Raw genomic sequence first — 20,202 nt, 5'->3', positions numbered from 1 at the left:
ATGACGCCGGCCCGGCTCGCCGCGCTGCACGGAGTGGCGACCTCGTACTCCCCGGCGCCGGGCCGCACCGTCCACGCCTCGGACGCGGCGGTGGCGGCGGCGCTCACCGCGCTCGGCGTGGACCCGGCCGCCGATCCGGCCGAGGTCCCCGAGCGGCTGCTGCCGCCGACGGTGGTCGTGTGGGACGACGGGCGGGCCCCGCGCTGGGCCGAGGGCCTGCCCGAAGGGGTCGAGCTGGGGCTCCGCCTCGAAGGCGGGAAAGGCGGGAAAGGCGGGAAAGGCGGGAACCGCTTCGCCCCCTGGACGCCGGGCACCGGCATGCCTCCCGGCGTCCACCGGCTGCGCGTCACCACACCGGACGGACGGGGCGCCGAGGCCCATCTGATCGCCGCGCCCGCCACCGCCCCGACCCCGCGGCGGCGCACCCACGGCCTCCTCGTCCAGCTGTACTCGCTGCTCTCCACCCGCTCCTGGGGCATGGGCGACCTGGCCGACCTCGCCGACCTCGCGTCCTGGTCGGCGCGCGCCCACGGCACCGGCTTCGTGCAGGTCAACCCGCTGCACGCGGCCGTCCCCGCGGGCCCGGACGGCGGCGCCGACCCCTCCCCGTACCGCCCGTCATCGCGCCGCTTCCCCGATCCCGTACACCTGCGGATCGAGGACATACCCGAGTACGCGTACGTCCCCGAGCGCGCGCGGCACGCGCGCGAGGCGGCCAGGCTGCGTGAAGCGGTGCTCGACAAGGGCGAGTTGATCGACCGGGACGCGGTGTGGGCGCTGAAGCGGGCCGCGCTCGAAGCCGTCCACGGCGTCCCCCTCACGCCCGGCCGCCGCGCCGCCTACTGCGACTTCCTCGCCGAACAGGGCGCCGCTCTGGAGGACCACGCCACGTACATGGCGCTCGCCGAGGTGCACGGCCCCGACCGGCACACCTGGCCCGCCGTCCTCCAGGACCCGCGCTCCGCCGAAACCGGCCGCGCCCGCGGCGAGTTGATGGACCGCGTCGACTTCCACTGCCGCCTCGCCTGGCTCACCGACACCCAGCTCGCCGCCGCCCAGCGCGCCGCCCTGGAGGCCGGCATGCCGATCGGGCTCGTGCACGACCTCGCCGTCGGCGTGCACCCCGGCGGCGCCGACGCGTGGGCGCAGCGCGACGTCTTCGCGCAGGGCATGAGCGTGGGCGCGCCCCCGGACGCGTTCAACGCGCGCGGCCAGGACTGGGGCCTGCCGCCGTGGCGCCCCGACCGCCTCGCCGAGACCGGCTACGCGCCCTTCCGTGACCTGCTGCGCAATCTGATGCGGCACGCGGGCGCGATCCGCGTCGACCACGTGATGGGCCTGTTCCGGCTCTGGTGGATCCCGGAGGGGCAGCCGCCGACCGAGGGCTGTTACGTCCACTACGACGCCGAGGCCATGCTCGCCGTGCTGCTCCTGGAGGCCGCGCGCTCGGGCACGTACGTCATCGGGGAGGACCTCGGCACCGTCGAGCCCGGCGTGCGCGAGACGCTGCACGCGCGCGGGGTGCTGGGTACGTCCGTGCTGTGGTTCGAGCGCGACTGGGACGGTGACGGCCGTCCGGTGCCCGCCGACGCCTGGCGCACGGACTGCGTCGCCACCGCCACCACCCACGACCTGCCGTCCACCGCCGCCCGCCTGACCGGCGCCGACGTACGCCTTCGCGAGCGGCTCGGCCTGTCCACGGCGAGCGCGGCCGAGGCGGCGACGGAGGTCACGGACTGGCTCGCCCTGTTCGCCCGGATGGGCCTGCTCGCGGCCGGGACCCGGGACGAGACGGAGGCGGTGCGCGCCGTCCACCGGTTCCTGTGGGAGACGCCCGCCCGGATGGCCGGGGTGTGGCTGCCCGACCTGGTGGGTGACCGGCGCCCGCAGAACCTGCCGGGGACCTGGGCCGAGTACCCGAACTGGCGGCTGCCCGTCGCCGACTCCGAGGGCCGCCCCGTCACCCTGGAGGACCTGGCCGCGTCGCCCCGCGCGCACGCCCTGCTGCACGTGTTCGCACAGCCGCGCGCGGGAACCGAAGTGCCTCTTACAGGCCCCCCGGACGCGCGGCCCGTTTAGGCGTTCGCTACGTTGGCCTCGTGGACAAGAAGAACGCCCTGCGCGCCGGCGCCCTGGCCTCCGGTACGACGCTGATGATGCTGCTGATGTCGTCCCCCGCGCTCGCGCTCACGCGCGACGACGGCGACGACCCGGGTACGGGCCTGAGCGTGATCGAGACGCTCGGCCTCTATGTCGTGACGCCGATCGTCCTGTTCCTCGTCATCGCGGGGCTTGTGACGCTGGGCGACAAGTCCCGAAAGCAGCAGAAGCAGGGCTGAGGCTCCGCCTCCCCGAGGTTTCCCGTCGAGGGCACCCGCCGCGTTCCGTCGCGGTGGGTGCCCTCGACGCGTATCGGCGGGCACGATGGGCGGGTCGATCCGGGCGTCACCGCTTCTGGAGGCCTGCATGAACACCACTGACAGCACTGGCGGCACGGGCAGGACCGGTTCTGTGATCGTCGTCGGCGCGGGCCCGACCGGCCTGCTGCTCGCCGGGGATCTCGCGGCGGCGGGCGTCCCCGTCACCCTCGTCGAGCGGCGCCCCCACCAGATCAGCAACCTCTCCCGCGCCTTCGCCGTGCACGCCCGCACGCTGGAACAACTCGACGCGCGCGGCCTCGCCGACGAGCTGGAGACCAAGGGACAACAGCTCCAGCGCTTCCGCCTGTTCGGCAGCCTCGCCCTCCAACTCGACGAACTGCCCTCGCGGTTCAAGCACCTCCTCGTCGTCCCGCAGTACGAGGTCGAGAAGCTCCTGGAGCGGCGGGCCGTCGACGCCGGGGTCGACTTCGCGTACGAGACCGAGATGACGGGCCTGGACCAGGACGCGGACGGAGTCTCCGTCCACGTGCGTACGGGAGGGGAGACGCGGGACCTGCGCGCGGCGTACGTCGTCGGCACCGACGGAATGCGCAGCTCCGTGCGGACGGCGCTGGGCCTGCCGTTCCCCGGCAAGTCCGTGATCCGCTCCGTGCTCCTCGCCGACGTCCGGCTCGCAGACCAGCCGGACGACGTGCTCACCGTGAACACGGTCGGTGACGCCTTCGCCTTCATCGCCCCGTTCGGCGACGGCTACTACCGGGTGATCGCCTGGAACCGCGCGCACGACGTGCCGGACGACGCCCCGCTCGACCTCGACGAGGTCAGGGAGACCGCCCGGCTCGCCCTCGGCCAGGACTACGGCATGCACGACGCCCGCTGGCTGTCCCGCTTCCACAGCGACGAACGGCAGGCGCCGAAGTACCGCGTCGGCCGCGTCATGCTGGCCGGGGACGCCGCGCACGTGCACACCCCGGCGGGCGGCCAGGGCATGAACACGGGCATGCAGGACGCGGTGAACCTCGGCTGGAAACTGGCGGCGGTGGTGGACGGCCGCGCCGACGAGGCGCTGCTCGACACGTACGAGGCGGAACGCCATCCCGTCGGCAAGGCGGTGCTGCGCAGCAGCGGCGGCATCGTCCGCCTCGCGATGGCCAAGCGCCCCTGGACCCTGGCGGCCCGCTCCGCCGTCTCCGCCGCCGTCACGCACGCCCGCCCCGCGCGCAGCCGCGCCGTCGGCCAGGTCACCGGCCTCGGCTTCGCGTACGCGGCGCCGAGGGGAGCGCACCGCCTCGTCGGCAAGCGGGTCCCGGACGTCCGGCTCGCGGACGGCGGACGGCTCTACGAGGCCCTGCGCGAGGGCAAGTTCGTGCTGATCCAGCCGAGGGGCACCAACGGCCCCGGCGAACTGCTGCCCAAGGAGGCGGCCGTCGTGACGCACTGGGCGAGCGGCCGGGACCTGGTGCTCCTGGTGCGGCCCGACGGATACGCGGCATGGGCGGGCAACACACTCAACCATTCAGATCTGTCGAAGGGTGTCGTGGAAAACTTTCGATGGACGTAATGATTGCTGAGGTGTGACGGTGGGGCCGTCAACCGACATCGACACGTCGAAGGACTTTGATGGCCCTCCTGGATCGCACCGACCGCGCCAGCACCCGCACGACACCGGCTCCCCTCGTGAAAGGGGGCGTCGGCGTCGGGCTCGCGCTCGCCGCGCTCGCCACGGTCGTCTGGTCCGGCAGCTTCGTCACCGCGCGCGGCCTGCACGACAGCGTGCCGCCGATCCAGCACGCGTTCTGGCGCTGGGTGGTGGCGATCGTGGCGCTCGCCCCGTTCGGGGTGCGGGCGGCCTGGCGTGAACGGGCCGCGCTGCGGCGGCACTTGGGGTTCGTGGCGCTGGCGGCGCTGCTCGGCATCGCGACGTACAACACCCTCGTCAACCAGGCAGGCATGACGACCTCCGCGGGCAACATGGGCATGATCATGGCCGCGTCGCCGGTCATCATGGCGCTCTACGAGCGGCTCGGCGGGGCGCGGCTCGGGCCGCGCCGGGTGACGGGAACGCTCGTCGCCTGTACGGGAGTCGTGCTTCTCGTCAGCAAGGGATCGCTCACCCCCGACTTCGCGCCCGGCGACCTGTGGGTGGTCGCGGCGGCCGTCTGCTTCGGCTCGTACAGCGCGCTGCTGCGCCGCAAGCCGAAGGAACTCGGCGGCGTGGCCTTCCTGTTCGGGACGTTCGTGCTCGGCGCGCTGATGCTGCTGCCCGTGTACGTGGCGAGCGTGGCGGTGCAGGGCGGCTTCGAGGTGCGGGCGGGCACGGTGGGGCCGCTGCTGTACGTGGGTGTGGTGTCGTCGGCGCTCGCCTTCTTCGCGTGGAACAAGGCGATCGCGCTGGTGGGCGCGGCGCGGGCCGGGGTCGTGTACTACCTGCAGCCGGTGTGCGTGGCGCTGCTGTCGTACGCCGTCCTCGGCGAGGCGATGGGCTGGGCGCAGGTGGGGTGCATGGTGCTGATTCTGGGCGGGGTGGTGCTGGCGTCGGTGCGGCGTTCGTAGCGGACGGGAGGGATTTGCCGGAACGGCAAGGTCTCTCGGTGTCGGTCCGGTCGGCGGGGGACGATCGGACCGACAGCGCCGAACTGACCCGCACCGAACTGACCCGCACCGAACCGAACCGAACGTGATTCGTGGAGGAAACCATGGCCTCGTACCGCCACCGTCTCGTGCCCACGCCCGCCGGACGCACCCACCTCGTGGAACAGGGCTCGGGCCCGCTCGTCCTGCTGCTCCACGGCTTCCCCGAGTCCTGGTACTCCTGGCGCCACCAGCTCCCGGCGCTCGCCGCCGCCGGGTACCGGGCGGTCGCCATCGACGTACGCGGGTACGGCAGGTCGTCGCGGCCCGACGACGTCGACGCGTACCGGATGCTCGAACTCGTCGAGGACAACGTCGCCGTGGTGCGGGCCCTCGGCGAGGAGACGGCGGTCGTGATCGGGCACGACTGGGGCGCGAACATCGCCGCCACGTCGGCGCTTGTCCGTCCGGAGGTGTTCCGGGCGGTCGGGCTGCTGAGCGTGCCGTACGCGCCGCGGGGCGGGCCGCGGCCGAGCGAGATCTTCGCCCGCATGGGAGGCGGCGAGGAGGAGTTCTACGTCTCCTACTTCCAGGAGCCGGGGCGCGCGGAGGCGGAGATCGAGCCGGATGTGCGGGGGTGGCTGGCCGGTATCTACGCGGCGCTGTCCGCCGACACGATGCCGGGGGCCGGCGCCCCTGACCCGCATTTCCTCACGCGCGGCGGGCGGCTGCGGGACCGGTTCCCGGAGGGGCGTCCCGAGTGGCTGGGGGAGGGTGAACTCGACGTGTACGCAGGGGAGTTCGAGCGTACGGGGATGCGGGGCGCGCTCTCCCGCTACCGCAACATGGACCGGGACTGGGAGGACCTGGCGCCCTACGACGGGGCGCCGATCACGCAGCCGTCCCTCTTCATCGGGGGTGGGCGGGACGCCTCCACGGTGTGGCTCGCCGAGGCCATCGACGCCTACCCGAAGACGTTGCCGGGCCTTGTCGGGTCCCACGTGCTGCCGGAGACGGGGCACTGGGTGCAGCAGGAGCGGGCGGATGTGGTGAACGGGTTGCTGGTGGAGTGGTTGCGGGGGTTGTCGTAGGTGGACGTCTCGGGGCTCTGCCCCGGACCCCGCTGCTCAATCGCCGCAGGGGCTTCAAACGCAGAGCGGTTACGGTCGGGGTGTGAATGCGGTCGGTGAAGGCATGGAGCGGCATCAGGTCGGTGTCTACCTGGGTGCGCTGGTGGTCGGTGGGGTTGTCGGGCTCGTCGCGCCCGGCGCGGGGCCCGGACTTGAGCGCGCCATCAACCCCGTACTCGCCGCCCTGCTCTACGTGACGTTCCTCCAGGTCCCGGCCGCCGAACTGGTCCGCTCGCTGCGCGCAGGCCGCTTTCTCGCCGCCGCGCTCACGGTCAACTTCGTCGTCGTGCCGCTCGTCGTCGCCGCGATGTTCGCGTTCCTCCCGGACGACCGGGCCGTGCGCCTCGGTGTGCTGCTCGTGCTGCTGTGCCCGTGCGTGGACTACGTCATCGTCTTCAGCGGCCTCGCGGGCGCCGCGAGCGGGCGGCTGCTGGCGGCCACGCCGTTGCTACTGCTGGCGCAGATGGTGCTGCTGCCCGGGTATCTGTACCTGTTCATGGGGGCCGAGCTGAGTGATGTCGTGGCGGCGGGGCCGTTCGTCGAGGCGTTTCTCGGGCTCATCGTCGTGCCGCTCGCGCTCGCGTGGCTGACGCAGGCGTGGGCCGCGCGGCGCCCGGCCGGGCAGCGCGTGTCCGATGCCTTCGGCGTCGCGATGGTGCCGCTCATGGCCGCCACCCTGCTGACCGTCGTCGCCTCCCAGCTGCCCAAGCTGGACGACAACGTCGGGGACGTGGCGCGCGTTGTGCCGTTCTACGTGCTGTTCCTGCTGGTGATGGCGTTCGCGGGGCGGGCCGTCGGCCGCCTGTACCGGCTCGACGTGCCCTCCGGGCGGGCCGTCGTCTTCACCGGCGCCACCCGCAACTCCCTCGTCGTCCTGCCCCTCGCCCTGTCCCTGCCGGACCCGTTGGCCGTCGCCGCGGTCGTGGTCGTCACGCAGACGCTGGTGGAGGTCGTCGGCATGGTTGTGTACGTGCGGGTGGTGCCGAGGCTGGTCACTTGAGGGCGACCTCCATCAGCGGCAGCGTCCGCCCCGGGATCGAGCCCGACGGGATCACGCCCGTGTGCCGCGCGCCCATCGCCTCGTAGAACGGCACCGCGTTCGGGTCCGCCGCCCAGCTCACCTTCCGGAACCCGGCCGCGCGCGCCGTGTCCCGTACGTGCGCGAAGAGGAGCCGGCCGACGCCGAGGCCGATCGCGTCGGGGTCGACGAACATGAGGCCCAGCTCGCCCACCGGCGGCGCCCCTTCGAGCGTCGCCAGGCCGAGGAGCCGGCCGTCCGCGTCCTCGGCGACCGTCGTACGGCGGCGCGTGATCTCGTCGGGGCGCAGCGTCAGCTCGTCCACGCACGCCGCCATGAACGCCTCGTCGTACCCCCAGTGCGCCTTCGAACGCAGCGCGAGCGCCGAGAGCCGCTCCGCCTCGTCGGGGCGGGCCGGGCGGAGGCGCACGGTGTCAGCCTTGGGATCAGCCAGGGGATCAGCCATGGGGCCAGCGTAGAACGCGCGCCCCAGCGGTTACGTTGTGGCGTATGAGCAGCGAGAAGCGAGTGCCGGGGCCCGACCGGTGGGACGTGAAGAAGCTGGTGATCCTGCGCACCCTGCGGGAGTGCGGCACGGTCACCGCCACCGCGCAGACCCTGCTCATGACGCCGTCCGCCGTCTCGCAGCAGCTCACCAACCTCTCCAAACAGCTCGGCGTACCCCTCCTGGAGGCGCACGGGCGGCGCGTACGACTGACCGACGCCGCGCAGCTCGTACTGCGTCACGCGGAGGCCGTCTTCGCCCAACTGGAGCGCGCCGACGCCGAGTTGGCGCAGTGGGTGCACGGGGAGACGGGCACGGTGCGGGTCGCCGCGTTCTCCACCGCCGTACCCGCGCTCGTGGTGCCCGCCGTACGCCACCTGCGCTCCGCGCACCCCGGCATCACCGTCCGGGTGCGGGAGGCGGAGGCCGGGGAGGCGTACGAGCTGCTCGCCGCCGGGGACGTGGACCTCGCCCTGTCGCTCGCCGCGCACGCGCCGACGGCCCGCGACCCGAAGTCCACGCGGGTCCCGCTGCTCGCCGATCCGCTGGACGTCGCGCTGCCGGTGGGGCACCCGCTGGCCGGCGAGCCGGGGCTGCGGCTCGCCGATCTCGCGGGGGAGCCGTGGATCTTCGGCGGGTCCGGGCCCTGGTCGGAGATCACGACGAACGCGTGCGAGGCCGCCGGGTTCGTGCCCGAGCAGGCGCACAGCGCGGCCGGCTGGACCGCGATCCTCGCCATGGTCGAGGCCGGGATGGGCGTCGCGCTGGTGCCGCGGATGGCGGCGGCGCGGCGGGACGGTGTCGTGATGTGCCCGCTGGGCGCGGACCGTCCCGTACGGCATGTGGTGGCGGCCGTACGGAAGGGCTCGGAGGAGGGGACGGCGGTGCGCAGGGTCCTGGAGGCCTTGACCGTTCAGCAGTGACCGTTCAGGACCGATCTTTCAGCACAGCTGAAATGTGACATCGGAAACTTTCGATGGACCTGTCGGCTTGCCGCGTCCGACAGTGGACGTCATGACCCAGACGACACCCGCTCAGGCCCAGGACCAGGACCCGCACGCCAACGACGCCGCCCCCTACGGAGGCGGCGACCCGTACGCCGACTACCGCGCCTTCGGTGACGCCGACGCCTTCGTCGAGCTCGTCGACCTCGCCGACCGGCGGCTCGGCGCCGGTGTCATCGCCGCGAACGACGAGTTCTTCGCGATGCGCGAGAACCTGCTGCTGCGCGAGCGCGCCGTCTTCGACCCGGAGCACTTCGGGCACAAGGGCAAGGTCATGGACGGCTGGGAGACCCGCAGGCGCAGGGGGACTGCGGACTCCCCGTTCCCGGCTCCGGAGGAGCACGACTGGGCGATCGTCCGGCTCGGCGCGGCCGGTGTCATCCGCGGCGTGATCGTCGACACCGCGCACTTCCGCGGCAACTACCCGCAGAAGGTGAGCCTCCAGGCGACGAACGTCCCCGGCTCCCCGAGCCCCGAAGAGCTCCTCGCGGACGACGTGAAGTGGGAGGAGATCGTCCCGAAGAGCCAGGTCAAGGGCCACGCGGCGAACGCCTTCACGGTCACGTCGGAGCGCCGCTACACGCACGTCCGGGTCTGCCAGCACCCCGACGGCGGCATCGCCCGCCTGCGCGTGCACGGCGAGGTCGTCCCGGACCCCGAGTGGCTCGACCTGCTCGGCACGTTCGACCTGATCTCGGTCCTCAACGGCGGCACGTACGAGGACGCGTCCGACAAGTTCTACTCGTCGCCGACGCAGATCATCCTGCCCGGCACGTCCCGCAAGATGGACGACGGCTGGGAGAACCGCCGCCGCCGCGTGCGCGACACCAACGACTGGGTCCGCTTCCGCCTCGCGGCGCAGGGCACCATCCGCGCCGTCGAGATCGACACGGCGTACCTGAAGGGCAACTCGGCGGGCTGGATAGCCCTGAGCGGCCGCGACGGCGAGACCGGCGAGTGGTTCGAGATCATCCCCCGCACCCGCCTCCAGCCCGACACCCTGCACCGCTTCCCGCTCCCGGAGGAAGCCGTCGCCACCCACGTCCGCCTCGACGCCTTCCCCGACGGCGGCGTGGCCCGCATGCGCCTGCACGGCTCCCTGACGGAGGCCGGCCGCGAGGCGCTGCGCGACCGCTTCACGCAGTAGAACCGCCTCTCCGACGAGTGGCTGCCGGCCGCTACGTATTACGCGGTGGTGCGGTGTAATGCGCCGCGTTACGCTTGCTGCATGAAGACCATCACGCAGCGAGAGCTCGCGGCGCGGTCCAAGGCGGTCCTGGACGATGTCGCGGCCGGCGAGACGTACCACATCACGCGAAACGGGATAGAGATCGCCGAGGTGCGGCCACTGGCAGCGCGGCGGCGATTCGTGCCCGCGGAGGAACTGCAGGCCAAGTGGCGCAATGCGCCGCGTGTGGACCATCGCGCGATGCGCGAGGAAGCCGAGGCGTTCTTCGGTGACGAGGAACGCCTCGGTGACGATCCGTGGGAGCAGCGGTGACACAGGGGAGGCTGCCCCGGGGGCTCCTCGACACCTGTGCCGTCATCGATCTGCCCGACATCGATCCGGCCCGGCTGCCGCTGGAGATCGCGGTGCCGTCGGTCGTCCTCGCCGAGCTCGCGCAGGGCGTGGCCATGGCCAAGGATCCGGTGGTGATGATGGAGCGGGCTCAGCGGCTGTCCGATGTGGAGGCCGAGTTCGATGCGATCCCGTTCGGCCGGGAGGCGGCTCGGCGCTTCGGCACGATCGTCGCGCTCATTCTGAAGGCGGGCCGTGATCCCCGCCCCCGCAAGATGGACCTGCTCATCGCGGCCATCGCGGCCGCGGAGGACCTGCCTCTCTTCACGCGCAACACGGACGACTTCAAGGGGCTCGACTCGTTGGTGCGGATCATGACGGTGTGATCCGCACAGAGCGGAAAGCGCGGCAAGGAGCGCAGCGAGAAGGGGTGCCGGTCCCAGCAGGGACCGGCACCCCTTCTCGCTGTGGTTACGCGTCCGCGCCCTGTGCCTTCAGCGCACGCTCGACGCCCGCCCGCGACTCCGAGACCAGGCGTCGCAGCGCCGCGCTCGGCTCGGCCGAGGACAGCCAGGCGTCCGTGGCGGTCAGGGTCTGCCGCTCGACCTGGATCGCCGGGTAGAGGCCGATCGCGATCTGCTGGGCCATCTCGTGGGAGCGGGAGTCCCAGACGGACTTCAGTGCCGCGAAGTACTTCTCCGTGTACGGGGCGAGCAGTTCGCGCTGGTCGGTCTGGACGAAGCCGCCGATCACCGCCTCCTGCACCGCATTCGGCAGGCTGTCGGACTCGACGACCGAGGCCCACGCCTCCGCCTTGGCATCGGCGGACGGACGGGCCGCGCGCGCCGTCGCGGCGTGCCGTTCACCGGCGGCCGTCCTGTCCCGCTCGTACTCCGCGGCGATCTCCGCCTCGTCGTACCGCCCGGCCGCCGCGAGCCGCTGCACGAACGCCCAGCGCAGCTCGGTGTCGACAGCCAGGCCCTCGACCGTCTCGCGGCCCTCCAACAGGGCGACCAGCAGTTCGAGTTGCTGCGGCGTACGGGCCGAAGCGGCGAACGCGCGGGCCCACGCAAGCTGGTGGTCGCTGCCCTCGTCGGCCGTCTGCAGGTGGGCGAGTGCCGCCTCGGTCCAGCGGGTCTGGAGCGCGTCGCGGTTCGCCGGGGCCGCGTACAGGTCGATGGCCAGCTTCACCTGGCGGTGCAGCGACTGGACCACGCCGATGTCGGACTCCTTGCCGATCCCCGACAGGACCAGGTCCAGGTACGCGCTCGTCGACAGCTCCGCGTCCCGCGTCATGTCCCAGGCGGAGGCCCAGCACAGCGCGCGCGGCAGCGAGGCCTCGAAGTCGCCGAGGTGTCGGGTGACGACGGCGAGGGAGTCCTCGTCGAGGCGGACCTTCGCGTAGGAGAGGTCGTCGTCGTTGAGCAGGATCACCGCGGGGCGGTGCTTGCCGACCAGGCCCGGTACCTGCGTCAACTCCGTGGCCGTGACGTCGAGTTCGATGCGCTCGCCGCGCATCAGCTTGTCGCTCTCGGCGTCGAGGTCGTACAGGCCGATGGCGATGCGGTGCGGGCGCAGCGTCGCCTCGCCCTTGGCGCCCTCGGGCAGCGCCGGGGCCTCCTGGCGGACGGCGAAGGAGGTGATGACGCCGCCCTCGTCGGTCTCGATCTCCGGGCGCAGGATGTTGATCCCGGCCGTCTCCAGCCACGCCTTCGACCAGGACTTCAGGTCGCGCCCACTGGTCTCCTCAAGGGCGCCCAGCAGATCGCTGAGCCGCGTGTTGCCGAACGCGTGCCGCTTGAAGTACGCCTGCACACCCTGGAAGAACTCGTCCATGCCGACGTACGCGACGAGCTGCTTGAGGACCGAGGCCCCCTTCGCGTACGTGATGCCGTCGAAGTTGACGAGCACATCATCGAGGTCGCTGATGTCCGCCATGATCGGGTGCGTGGACGGCAGTTGGTCCTGCCGGTACGCCCACGTCTTCATCTGGTTGGCGAACGTCGTCCACGAGTGCGGCCACTTCGAGTCCGGCGCGTACGCCTGGCAGGCGGCCTCGGCGAACGTCGCGAACGACTCGTTCAGCCACAGGTCGTTCCACCACTCCATGGTGACGAGGTCGCCGAACCACATGTGGGCCAGCTCGTGCAGGATCGTCGCGGCCCGCACCTCGTACGCGGCGTCGGTCACCTTCGACCGGAACACGTACTGGTCGCGAATGGTGACGGCGCCCGCGTTCTCCATCGCCCCGGCGTTGAACTCCGGCACGAACAGCTGGTCGTACTTGGCGAAGGGGTACGCGTAGTCGAACTTCTCCTGGAACCAGTCGAAACCCTGCCGCGTCACCTCGAAGATCGCGTCCGAGTCGAGGAACTCGGCGAGGGACGGCCGGCAGTAGATGCCGAGCGGGACGGACTGGCCCGTCTCCGCGTTCTCGTACGACGAGTGCACCGAGTGGTACGGGCCGACGATCAGCGCCGTGATGTACGTCGAGATGCGCGGCGTCGGCTCGAAGGCCCAGACGTCGTCCTTCGGCTCCGGCGTCGGCGAGTTGGAGATCACGGTCCAGCCGCTCGGCGCCTTCACCGTGAACTGGAACGTGCCCTTGAGGTCGGGCTGTTCGAAGCTCGCGAACACACGCCGCGCGTCCGGCACCTCGAACTGCGTGTAGAGATAAGCCTGTTGGTCGACCGGGTCGACGAACCGGTGCAGTCCCTCACCCGTGTTCGTGTACGCGCAGTCGGCGACGACCCGCAGCTCGTTCGGCCCCGCCTCCAAGTGCTTGAGCGCGATCCGCGAATCCCGGAACACGGCGGCGACGTCCAGCGACTTGCCGTTGAGCACCGCCTCGTGCACGGCGTCGGCGATGAGGTCGATGAACGATTCGGCGCCCGCCTCCGCGCTGTCGAAGCGCACGGTGGTCACCGACCGGAACGTGCCGCCCTCCTGCGCGCCGGAGAGGTCGAGATCGATCTCGTACGAGTCAACGGTGAGCAGCTTCGCCCGCTGCTGCGCCTCTTCACGGGTCAGATTGGTGCCAGGCACGCGGTCATCTCCTATTAAGCGGTCTACGTTCTACGCCCTACGTATGTGACGTTTCCGGTCATCCTTCCACGCGGGCACGGCGAAGGCGATGTCCGTTTCCCGCCGGTGAACACGTCCGCGCGGAGCGACTCTGGACCCATGACCAGGTACCTCGCACACCCCATCGACCAGGCCGCCCTCAAGGAACTTCGCGACACCGACGACGCGGGCCGGGCCCCGCGCCCGTTCACCGCGACCGGCGACGCGGTCGGCTCCCCGCTCCGCTGCTGCCTGCGCCCCGCCGCGGAGGGCGAGCGCATCGCCCTCGTCTCGTACGCTCCCCTGCGCCGCTGGGCGGCACAGACGGGTGCGACCCCGGGCGCGTACGACGAGCAGGGCCCGGTCTTCATTCACGTTGAGGACTGCGGCGGCTACGTCCCCGGCGACCGCTACCCCTTCGACCGCGCCGGTGCCCGCCGCACCGTCCGCCGCTACGACGCCCGCGGGCACATCGTCGGCGGCGCACTTCTGGAGATCCCGGCCGACGGCACATCGGCCTTCGGCACCGCCTTCGACGAGGCGTTCGCGGACCCGCGGGTGGTGCTTGTGCACGTCAGGGCGCTGGAGTACGGGTGTTACCACTTTGCGGTGCGGCGTCCCTGACCGGCTGCTTCCGTCCGTGCGGCCTGCCAGGCTCGCCTCCATGGAGATCAACCTGGATCTGGATCTGGATCTGCCCGAGGACGACATCGCGTTCATCGACGCGTACGTGGCGTCCAACGGACTCGCATCGCGGTCCGACGCGCTGCGACGCGCTGTCGAGCTTCTGCGGGCACACACGGCGCGCCCCCACGACGTACGCGAAGGGGGCGGGCACCCAGAACGGTGACCACCCCCACAGCAACAACGCGAAGACCTACTTGGCGGACAGCTCCTTCGCCACCAGCTCCGCGATCTGCACCGCGTTCAGCGCGGCGCCCTTGCGGAGGTTGTCGTTGGAGAGGAAGAGGGCGAGGCCCCGGCCGTTGTCGACGGTCTCGTCGTTACGGATGCGGCCCACGTACGACGGGTCCTTGCCGGCCGCCTGGAGCGGGGTCGGGATGTCGGAGAGCTCGACGCCCTCCGCCTTCGCGAGCAGCTCCGTGGCGCGGGCCGGGGAGATCGGGCGGGCGAAACGGGCGTTCACCTGGAGGGAGTGCCCGGAGAAGACGGGAACGCGCACGCACGTGCCGGAGACCTTCAGGTCCGGGATCTCCAGGATCTTGCGGGACTCGTTGCGGAGCTTCTGCTCCTCGTCCGTCTCGTTCAGGCCGTCGTCGACGACCGAGCCGGCCATGGGCAGCACGTTGAACGCGATGGGGCGCGCGTACACGTCCGGCTCCGGGAAGTCGACCGCCCCGCCGTCGTGCGTCAGCTTGTCGGCCTCGGCGACGACCTTCTGCGCCTGGCCGTGCAGCTCGGCGACACCGGCCAGGCCGGAGCCGGAGACCGCCTGGTACGTGGCGACGGTCAGGGCTTCGAGTCCCGCCTCCGCGTGCAGCGGCTTAAGTACCGGCATCGCGGCCATCGTCGTGCAGTTCGGGTTCGCGATGATGCCCTTGGGGCGGTTCGCGATGGCGTGCGGGTTGACCTCGGAGACGACGAGCGGAACCTCGGGGTCCTTGCGCCAGGCCGAGGAGTTGTCGATGACGACCGGGCCCTGCGCGGCGACCTTCTCGGCGAGCGCCTTGGACGTGGCGCCGCCGGCGGAGAAGAGAACAATGTCCAGGCCGCTGTAGTCGGCCGTCGACGCGTCCTCGATCGTCACCCCGTCAAGCACCTTGCCCGCGCTGCGGGCCGACGCGAACAGGCGCAGCTCGTCGATCGGGAAGGCCCGCTCGACAAGGATCTTGCGCATGACCGTGCCGACCTGACCGGTGGCTCCGACGATTCCGACCTTCACAGGGTCCTCCGTGATTTTCGTGCAACTCGTGCAAGCGGCCATCCGGCCTGACGGGATGTGTCCATGATGCGTCTGTCCAGGACCCGCTTGTCCAATCCATTGTCCGTGGTCCGGGACGGTATGGCGCTGGCCACAGTTTCGCGTGAACGTTTCGGGCCCCCACGGCGTCGTAGGGCGTACGCGGGGAGGGGAGGCGCCGAGTGCTGCGCAGAAAACCGAGGGGTCGGCCGGACGACCCCCTGGACGCGGCCGTCGAGGACCGGGTGCGCGCCGTGCTGTCGCTGGGCGGGGTGCCGTACGCGGACCTGCCGGACGGCGTGCAGCAAGTGCGGCTGCGGCTGCTCGAACGGGCCGCGAAGGGCGAGGACGCGCCCCGCGACGTCTCCGCCTGGGCGGCGGTCGTCGCCTCCAACCTCGCCATGGACTGGCACCGCGCCCGCCGCCGCCAGGAACGCCTCGGCGAACGGCTCGCCGCGCTGCGCCAGGAGGACGCGCGGGACGCCGCCGACACCCGTGTCCTTTCGATGGCGGTGGCCCAGGGCCTCGACCAGCTCCCGGACGAGCAGCGTCAGGTGGTGGTCCTCCGCTTCTACGCGGATCTGCCGGTCCGCGACATCGCGGCGGAACTGGGCGTTCCCGAGGGCACCGTGAAGAGCCGCCTGCACACGGCGGTGCGGATGCTGCGGGTGCGGCTGCGCGAAGGGGAGGTGGTGTGACATGGAGCCCGAGGACCGGCTGCTGATGCTGGCGGTGACCGGGGAACCGCTGCCGGACGACGACGCGCGGGCGGCGGAGCTGGCGGCCGACGTCGCGCTCCTGCGGGACCAGGTACGGGGCCTCGGCGACGCGCTGGCGTCCCGCCCGGACCGGGAACCGGTGCCGGTGCGGCGCCGACGTCCGCTGCGACTCGCGTTCGGGGGCCTGGTCGCGGCCTGCGTCGCCTCGCTCTTCGCGGGGTTGGTGTGGCTCGGGGTGACCGCGCCCGGGGACAGCGGGGACCTGGGCGCGTCCGACAAGTCCGCGGCGAAGGACAGCGGCGGGCAGACCGGCTACTCGCCGGAGATGCACATCGCCTGTTCGCGGGTGCTGGTGGAGGGGCGCGTGATCAGCGTCACGGCGCGCGACGACGGTGACGTACGCGTCGTCCTCAAGGTCAAGCGCTACTACCGCCCCGAACGCTCGGCCCGCGAACACCCCACCTTCGCCGTGACCCTCGACGGCCTCGCCCGCCAGGACCTCAAGCCCGGCACGTACACCCTGATCCGCACCCCGGTGCACCCCGAGGACCGCCAGGACTGGGAAACCGGCTGGGGCGTCGGCGACGCCCGCAAGGACATCCTGCGGGCACTGCCGGGCGCGCGAGACCTGAAGTGCACGCTCCCGCGCTGATCAACCCTCTACGCCGTTTGAGCCTTCTCCAGCCCCGCCGGCGCTTGAGGCGCGGGGCCCCGATCTTTCCAGCCCCTGCGGCGTTTCTTTCCAGCCCCGCCGGCGTTTGAGGCGCGGGGTCCGGGGCGGAGCCCCGATCTTTTCTAGCCCCTGCGGCGCTTGAGCAGCGGGGTCCGGGGCGGAGCCCCGAGGCCGTAACGCCGGGAGGGGCGGTCACCCGCAGGTGACCGCCCCCCACTCACGTACCGCCGGAGGCTATGGCGTGACCTTCTCCAGGTTCACGCGACCGACCCCCGCAACAACCCCCCGCTCATTCACCAACCGCACCTCACCGAAGAACTCCCGCCCCTCCGGCGCCGCGGCCCCCGCGACAACCTCCGCGCCAACAGACGCCGACGCCCCACTCGCCATCGACACCGCCTTCGACCCGTCGACCTTCACCGCACCGAGCGACGGCGCGACGAAGACATCGACGTAGTCGTACGCCGTCGACCCGGACGGCACCGCGTACCCGTCCACCCTCACCGTGTACGTACCGGCGGCCGGCTTCGCGACGCTCACCGCCTCCTCGGAGTCCCCGTCGGCCGAGGACCCGACGACCTTGCCCGCCGCGTCGTAGACCGTGAGGTCGAGATCGGCCGCCGGGTCGGAGACCTTGCCGATGGACACGTCGAGCCGCTCCGCGCCCTCGGGCACGTCGACCGTCGACGTCTGCCTGGCGCCGTCCGCGATCGTCGGCCGCGCCGACTTCGACGAACCGAGCGAACCGCCCTGCAGCTTCCCGCCGTTGATGGCCGCGAAGTTGTTCTTCACGTCCCAGGACACGGCGGTGGGCGTGCCCACCTTCGCCTCGGGAAGCGTCTGCACCGCCGGGTCGAAGGCGACACCGAGCACGGCGACGTCGAGCGTGTACGGGTTGTCGAGCAGCGGCGACGTACGACGCGACTCGACCTCCACCTCCCACACACCGGCCTGCGGATCGGCGTACGAACGCAGGTCCGGACGGCACCCGGCCCCCGTACCGTCCCCGTAGTTCGGGTAGCAGTTCGGCGTCGACGTCGGGTCGACCGGAACGCCGTACGGGTGGATGGAGATGAACCGGGTCTGGCTCTTGTCCGCGAGCCCGCTCATCCGCACCTCAAGGGACGTGGCCCCCTCCGGCACCGTCAGGAAGTACGACTTCACGCTGTTGCGCTGCACCGAACTCTTCGCCTGGTACGTGTACTTGACCGGCGACGAGACGACGACCGTCGTCATGATCTGCTGGTCGACGCCCTCCGTCTTCGGGTCGTCGACGCGCAGGATCGCGCTCCGCAGCCCCGCCGCGGACGGCTTGGCCTGCACCTTCACCGTCACCGGCTTGTTCAGCGGCAGGAAGACGAGCCCGGACCCGACCACGTCGAACGTGTCACCCGAGTTGTTCTTCAGCGACACCCGGTGCGCCACCGGCTTCGACGAACCCGACGTACGCGTGATCGTGACGTCGTACGTCTTCTTCTGCCCGGCCTTGAGGCCGCCCTCGCGGTCGTAGAGGCCCGTGCCGAAGCCCGGCGTCCTCAACTCCTGTTCGAGGGCGGTGTCGACGGGCGCCTTTACCGTGTACGTGTGCGCGCCCGCCTTGGCCGCGCCGTCCTCGATCGCGTCCCACGCGTCGACGATGTCGATGAGGCCGGAGCCCTCCGCGTACGCCTGCTCACCGCTGATGTGCTTGGCGGTCGAGGTGAGCGCGGTGCGCAGCTTCGCGGGGGACAGGTCCACCTTCTTCTGCTTGGCCGCCGAGATCAGCAGCGCGCTCGCGCCCGCCGCCTGCGGCGAGGCCATCGAGGTGCCCTGAAGCATCGAGTAACCGGCCGGCAGCGAGTAACCCGCCTCGGCGACCGGCGAACCCGGCAGCCAGGTCTGCGTGCTGTTGATCGCGGCGCCGGGCGCCGAGATGACCGGCGCGAAGCCGCCGTCCTCGCGCGGGCCGCGCGAGGAGAACGGCATCATCGCGTACGGCTTCTCGACGGCGGAGCCGTAGTTGGCGGCCCAAGTGTCCTTCGAGATGGACGCGCCGACGGACAGCACCTTGTCGGCGAGCCCCGGGTCGCCGATGGTGTTGGCGCCGGGGCCGGAGTTGCCCGCCGAGATGACGAGCTGCACGCCGTACTCGTCGATGAGGCGCGTGTAGAGCTCGGCGCGCGCGTTGTCGCCGTCGTTCAGCGCCGGAAGCCCGCCGATCGACATGTTCACGATGTCGACGCCGCGCTTCGTCACGAGGTCGGCCATGCCCTCGGTCAGCGCGACGTTCGTGCAGCCGCCGGTCCACGTGCAGGCCCGCGAGGAGACCAGCTTGGCGCCGGGCGCGGCGCCGTTCATGTTCTTGTTGCCGAACAGCGAGTTGGCGGCGGTGATGCCCGCGACGTGCGTGCCGTGCTCGGACTCGATGACGCCGATGTTGACGAAGTCGGCCTTCTTGCCGACCCAGTCACCGCCGTACGGGTCCATGGGCACGTCCTTGCGGACCTCGACCACGAACGGCTGCCGCTCGACGACATCGGTCGACGGGTCGTCCTTGCCGAAGTACCCGACCTGGTAGCCGTCCTTGTACGGCTTCATCGGGGTGTCGTCGGTGAAGTCGGCGTTGTCGTTGAGGTCGACGGTCACCGTGCCCTTCGCCGCGTCGTACAGGACGCCCCACTTGTCGGTGGTGTCGCCGTCCCGGTTCGCGTCGCCCTTCGCGTCGCCGCCCGCGGTGACGGACTCGGCGAAGGTGCTGATCCCGTACGAGCCCGAACCCGCCTTGTACGTACGGCCGTTGTACGTGAACGTCGGACCGGTCACCTGCGTGGTCATCGGCCGCCAGGTGGCGTCCCCGTCGACGATCGGGTCGGTCGCGGTGACCCAGTCGACGATCTTGCGCTCGCCCGTCGTGGTCTTCTGCAGCGCCGGGTGGCCGAGGTCGACGCCGGAGTCGAGGATGCCGATGGTGGTGCCGCGGCCGTCCGCCTTCGGGTGCTGCTTCACGAAGTCGACGGCGCCCGTCTCGAAGGACGGGTTGTACGGGTTCTTGGCGGGCGTGTCCTTGCCGGGGCCGCTGTACGAGCCGGTGGCCGCGCGGTCCGCGTCCTTGGTGGTGTCCGCGGCCGGCGTCGGGTCGTCGAGGGCGATCTCCTGGCGCAGGTCGATGGCGTGCACCGAGTCGAGCTTCTCGGCGGCCTTGATGGCGGCCTCGGCGCTCTTGGTCGGGACCGTCGCCCGTACGTAGCCGAGCTTGTCGTAGGTGCGGCCCACGGAGCCGCCCTTGACGGCGTCGAACTGGTCGGCGACCTGCTCGGTCTTCCCGGGGGCCGTCGCGACCATCATGGTCACGTTCTTCTTGCCCTCGGCCTGGGCCTTCGCGAGCAGTTCGGCGTCCTGCGCGCCGAGCTTGTCGCTCGCGGACTTCACGGTGGCGGCCGGGGTCGGGGCCGGGTCGGTGTCGGCGGCGAGGGCCATCGGGAGCGGCCCGGCGGTGGCGGTGAGCGCGGCCACGACGGCGGCGGCCGCCGCGAGCCGGGCCGCGCGTCTCGCTCCGGATATCGGCGCGCGCTGGGGATCGTTGGTCATCAGCATCCCTGTACGTAAATGGTGAAAGGAATCCGGATTTCGGTGCCGGATGACCGCTCAGCTTTACGCAAGTGACCTCGGTTTGGGGAGAGTTGCCCGAGTCACGATGTGGGCATGGCGTACTTCCGCCA

The 20,202-nt window shown here is 71.5% G+C and carries 18 protein-coding genes; 14 read left to right on the top strand and 4 right to left on the bottom strand.

Annotated elements, in window-relative coordinates:
* The 6 genes from malQ to RBJ65_RS15750 all read left to right on the top strand — a co-directional run bounded on the left by malQ (position 1) and on the right by RBJ65_RS15750 (position 7,082).
* Positions 1–2,079 (top strand): 4-alpha-glucanotransferase, encoded by a 2,079-nt coding sequence (gene malQ / locus RBJ65_RS15775; RefSeq protein ID WP_306323108.1) that lies wholly within the window; start codon positions 1–3, stop codon positions 2,077–2,079.
* Between the two features lie 20 nt (positions 2,080–2,099).
* Positions 2,100–2,339 (top strand): hypothetical protein, encoded by a 240-nt coding sequence (locus RBJ65_RS15770; RefSeq protein ID WP_306323107.1) that lies wholly within the window; start codon positions 2,100–2,102, stop codon positions 2,337–2,339.
* Between the two features lie 127 nt (positions 2,340–2,466).
* Entirely contained in the window at positions 2,467–3,942 is a 1,476-nt protein-coding gene (locus tag RBJ65_RS15765) for an FAD-dependent monooxygenase (protein ID WP_306323106.1), read from the top strand.
* Positions 3,943–4,001: 59 nt separating this feature from the next.
* Positions 4,002–4,934 carry a DMT family transporter gene (locus tag RBJ65_RS15760; protein WP_306323105.1) on the top strand — a complete coding sequence of 311 codons (933 nt, stop codon included), beginning with the start codon at positions 4,002–4,004 and terminating at the stop codon, positions 4,932–4,934.
* Between the two features lie 143 nt (positions 4,935–5,077).
* Positions 5,078–6,043, top strand: a complete 966-nt coding sequence (locus RBJ65_RS15755; protein WP_306323104.1) for an alpha/beta fold hydrolase — start codon at positions 5,078–5,080, stop codon at positions 6,041–6,043.
* Between the two features lie 103 nt (positions 6,044–6,146).
* The gene (locus RBJ65_RS15750; RefSeq protein WP_306323131.1) at positions 6,147–7,082 is read left to right on the top strand and encodes a bile acid:sodium symporter; all 936 of its coding nucleotides are present in this window, start codon (positions 6,147–6,149) and stop codon (positions 7,080–7,082) included.
* On the opposite strand, the gene RBJ65_RS15745 is transcribed toward RBJ65_RS15750, so the two are convergent.
* Entirely contained in the window at positions 7,075–7,566 is a 492-nt protein-coding gene (locus RBJ65_RS15745) for a GNAT family N-acetyltransferase (protein WP_306323103.1), read from the bottom strand. The genes RBJ65_RS15750 and RBJ65_RS15745 overlap by 8 nt on opposite strands.
* A 44-nt stretch (positions 7,567–7,610) precedes the next feature.
* On the opposite strand from RBJ65_RS15745, the gene RBJ65_RS15740 reads away from it, so the two are divergent.
* From RBJ65_RS15740 to RBJ65_RS15725, 4 genes are all read left to right on the top strand, one after another.
* Entirely contained in the window at positions 7,611–8,528 is a 918-nt protein-coding gene (locus RBJ65_RS15740) for a LysR family transcriptional regulator (RefSeq protein ID WP_306323102.1), read from the top strand.
* A 91-nt stretch (positions 8,529–8,619) separates the two neighbouring features.
* A complete protein-coding gene (alc, locus tag RBJ65_RS15735; protein WP_306323101.1) occupies positions 8,620–9,756 on the top strand; it encodes an allantoicase in 1,137 nt (378 codons plus the stop codon).
* 81 nt (positions 9,757–9,837) lie between these two features.
* Positions 9,838–10,110 (top strand): type II toxin-antitoxin system Phd/YefM family antitoxin, encoded by a 273-nt coding sequence (locus RBJ65_RS15730; RefSeq protein ID WP_306323100.1) that lies wholly within the window; start codon positions 9,838–9,840, stop codon positions 10,108–10,110.
* A complete protein-coding gene (locus tag RBJ65_RS15725) occupies positions 10,107–10,514 on the top strand; it encodes a PIN domain-containing protein (RefSeq protein WP_306323099.1) in 408 nt (135 codons plus the stop codon). Before RBJ65_RS15730 ends, RBJ65_RS15725 begins: the two co-directional genes overlap by 4 nt.
* An 85-nt stretch (positions 10,515–10,599) precedes the next feature.
* Here RBJ65_RS15725 and pepN read toward each other — a convergent pair whose 3' ends face one another.
* On the bottom strand, positions 10,600–13,173 hold the full coding sequence (pepN, locus tag RBJ65_RS15720) for an aminopeptidase N (RefSeq protein WP_306323098.1): 2,574 nt from the start codon (positions 13,171–13,173) through the stop codon (positions 10,600–10,602).
* Between the two features lie 138 nt (positions 13,174–13,311).
* Here pepN and RBJ65_RS15715 point away from each other — a divergent pair, with 138 nt between their 5' ends.
* Positions 13,312–13,815 (top strand): DUF1203 domain-containing protein, encoded by a 504-nt coding sequence (locus RBJ65_RS15715; RefSeq protein WP_306323097.1) that lies wholly within the window; start codon positions 13,312–13,314, stop codon positions 13,813–13,815.
* Between the two features lie 40 nt (positions 13,816–13,855).
* The gene (locus RBJ65_RS15710; protein ID WP_306323096.1) at positions 13,856–14,041 is read left to right on the top strand and encodes a hypothetical protein; all 186 of its coding nucleotides are present in this window, start codon (positions 13,856–13,858) and stop codon (positions 14,039–14,041) included.
* 27 nt (positions 14,042–14,068) lie between these two features.
* Here the strand turns inward: RBJ65_RS15710 and RBJ65_RS15705 are convergent, their stop codons facing one another.
* Positions 14,069–15,094 carry an aspartate-semialdehyde dehydrogenase gene (locus tag RBJ65_RS15705; protein WP_306323095.1) on the bottom strand — a complete coding sequence of 342 codons (1,026 nt, stop codon included), beginning with the start codon at positions 15,092–15,094 and terminating at the stop codon, positions 14,069–14,071.
* Between the two features lie 200 nt (positions 15,095–15,294).
* On the opposite strand from RBJ65_RS15705, the gene RBJ65_RS15700 reads away from it, so the two are divergent.
* On the top strand, positions 15,295–15,810 hold the full coding sequence (locus tag RBJ65_RS15700; RefSeq protein ID WP_306323094.1) for a sigma-70 family RNA polymerase sigma factor: 516 nt from the start codon (positions 15,295–15,297) through the stop codon (positions 15,808–15,810).
* A gap of 1 nt (position 15,811) precedes the next feature.
* Entirely contained in the window at positions 15,812–16,483 is a 672-nt protein-coding gene (locus RBJ65_RS15695) for a hypothetical protein (RefSeq protein WP_306323093.1), read from the top strand.
* Between the two features lie 255 nt (positions 16,484–16,738).
* Here the strand turns inward: RBJ65_RS15695 and RBJ65_RS15690 are convergent, their stop codons facing one another.
* The gene (locus tag RBJ65_RS15690; RefSeq protein WP_306323092.1) at positions 16,739–20,071 is read right to left on the bottom strand and encodes a S8 family serine peptidase; all 3,333 of its coding nucleotides are present in this window, start codon (positions 20,069–20,071) and stop codon (positions 16,739–16,741) included.
* Positions 20,072–20,202: the final 131 nt, after the last annotated feature.

It is taken from the genome of Streptomyces sp. KL109B (assembly GCF_030766935.1).
Taxonomy (GTDB): domain Bacteria; phylum Actinomycetota; class Actinomycetes; order Streptomycetales; family Streptomycetaceae; genus Streptomyces.
Note: the sequence above shows the minus strand (reverse complement) of the source record. Positions and strands in the feature narration are given on the sequence as shown.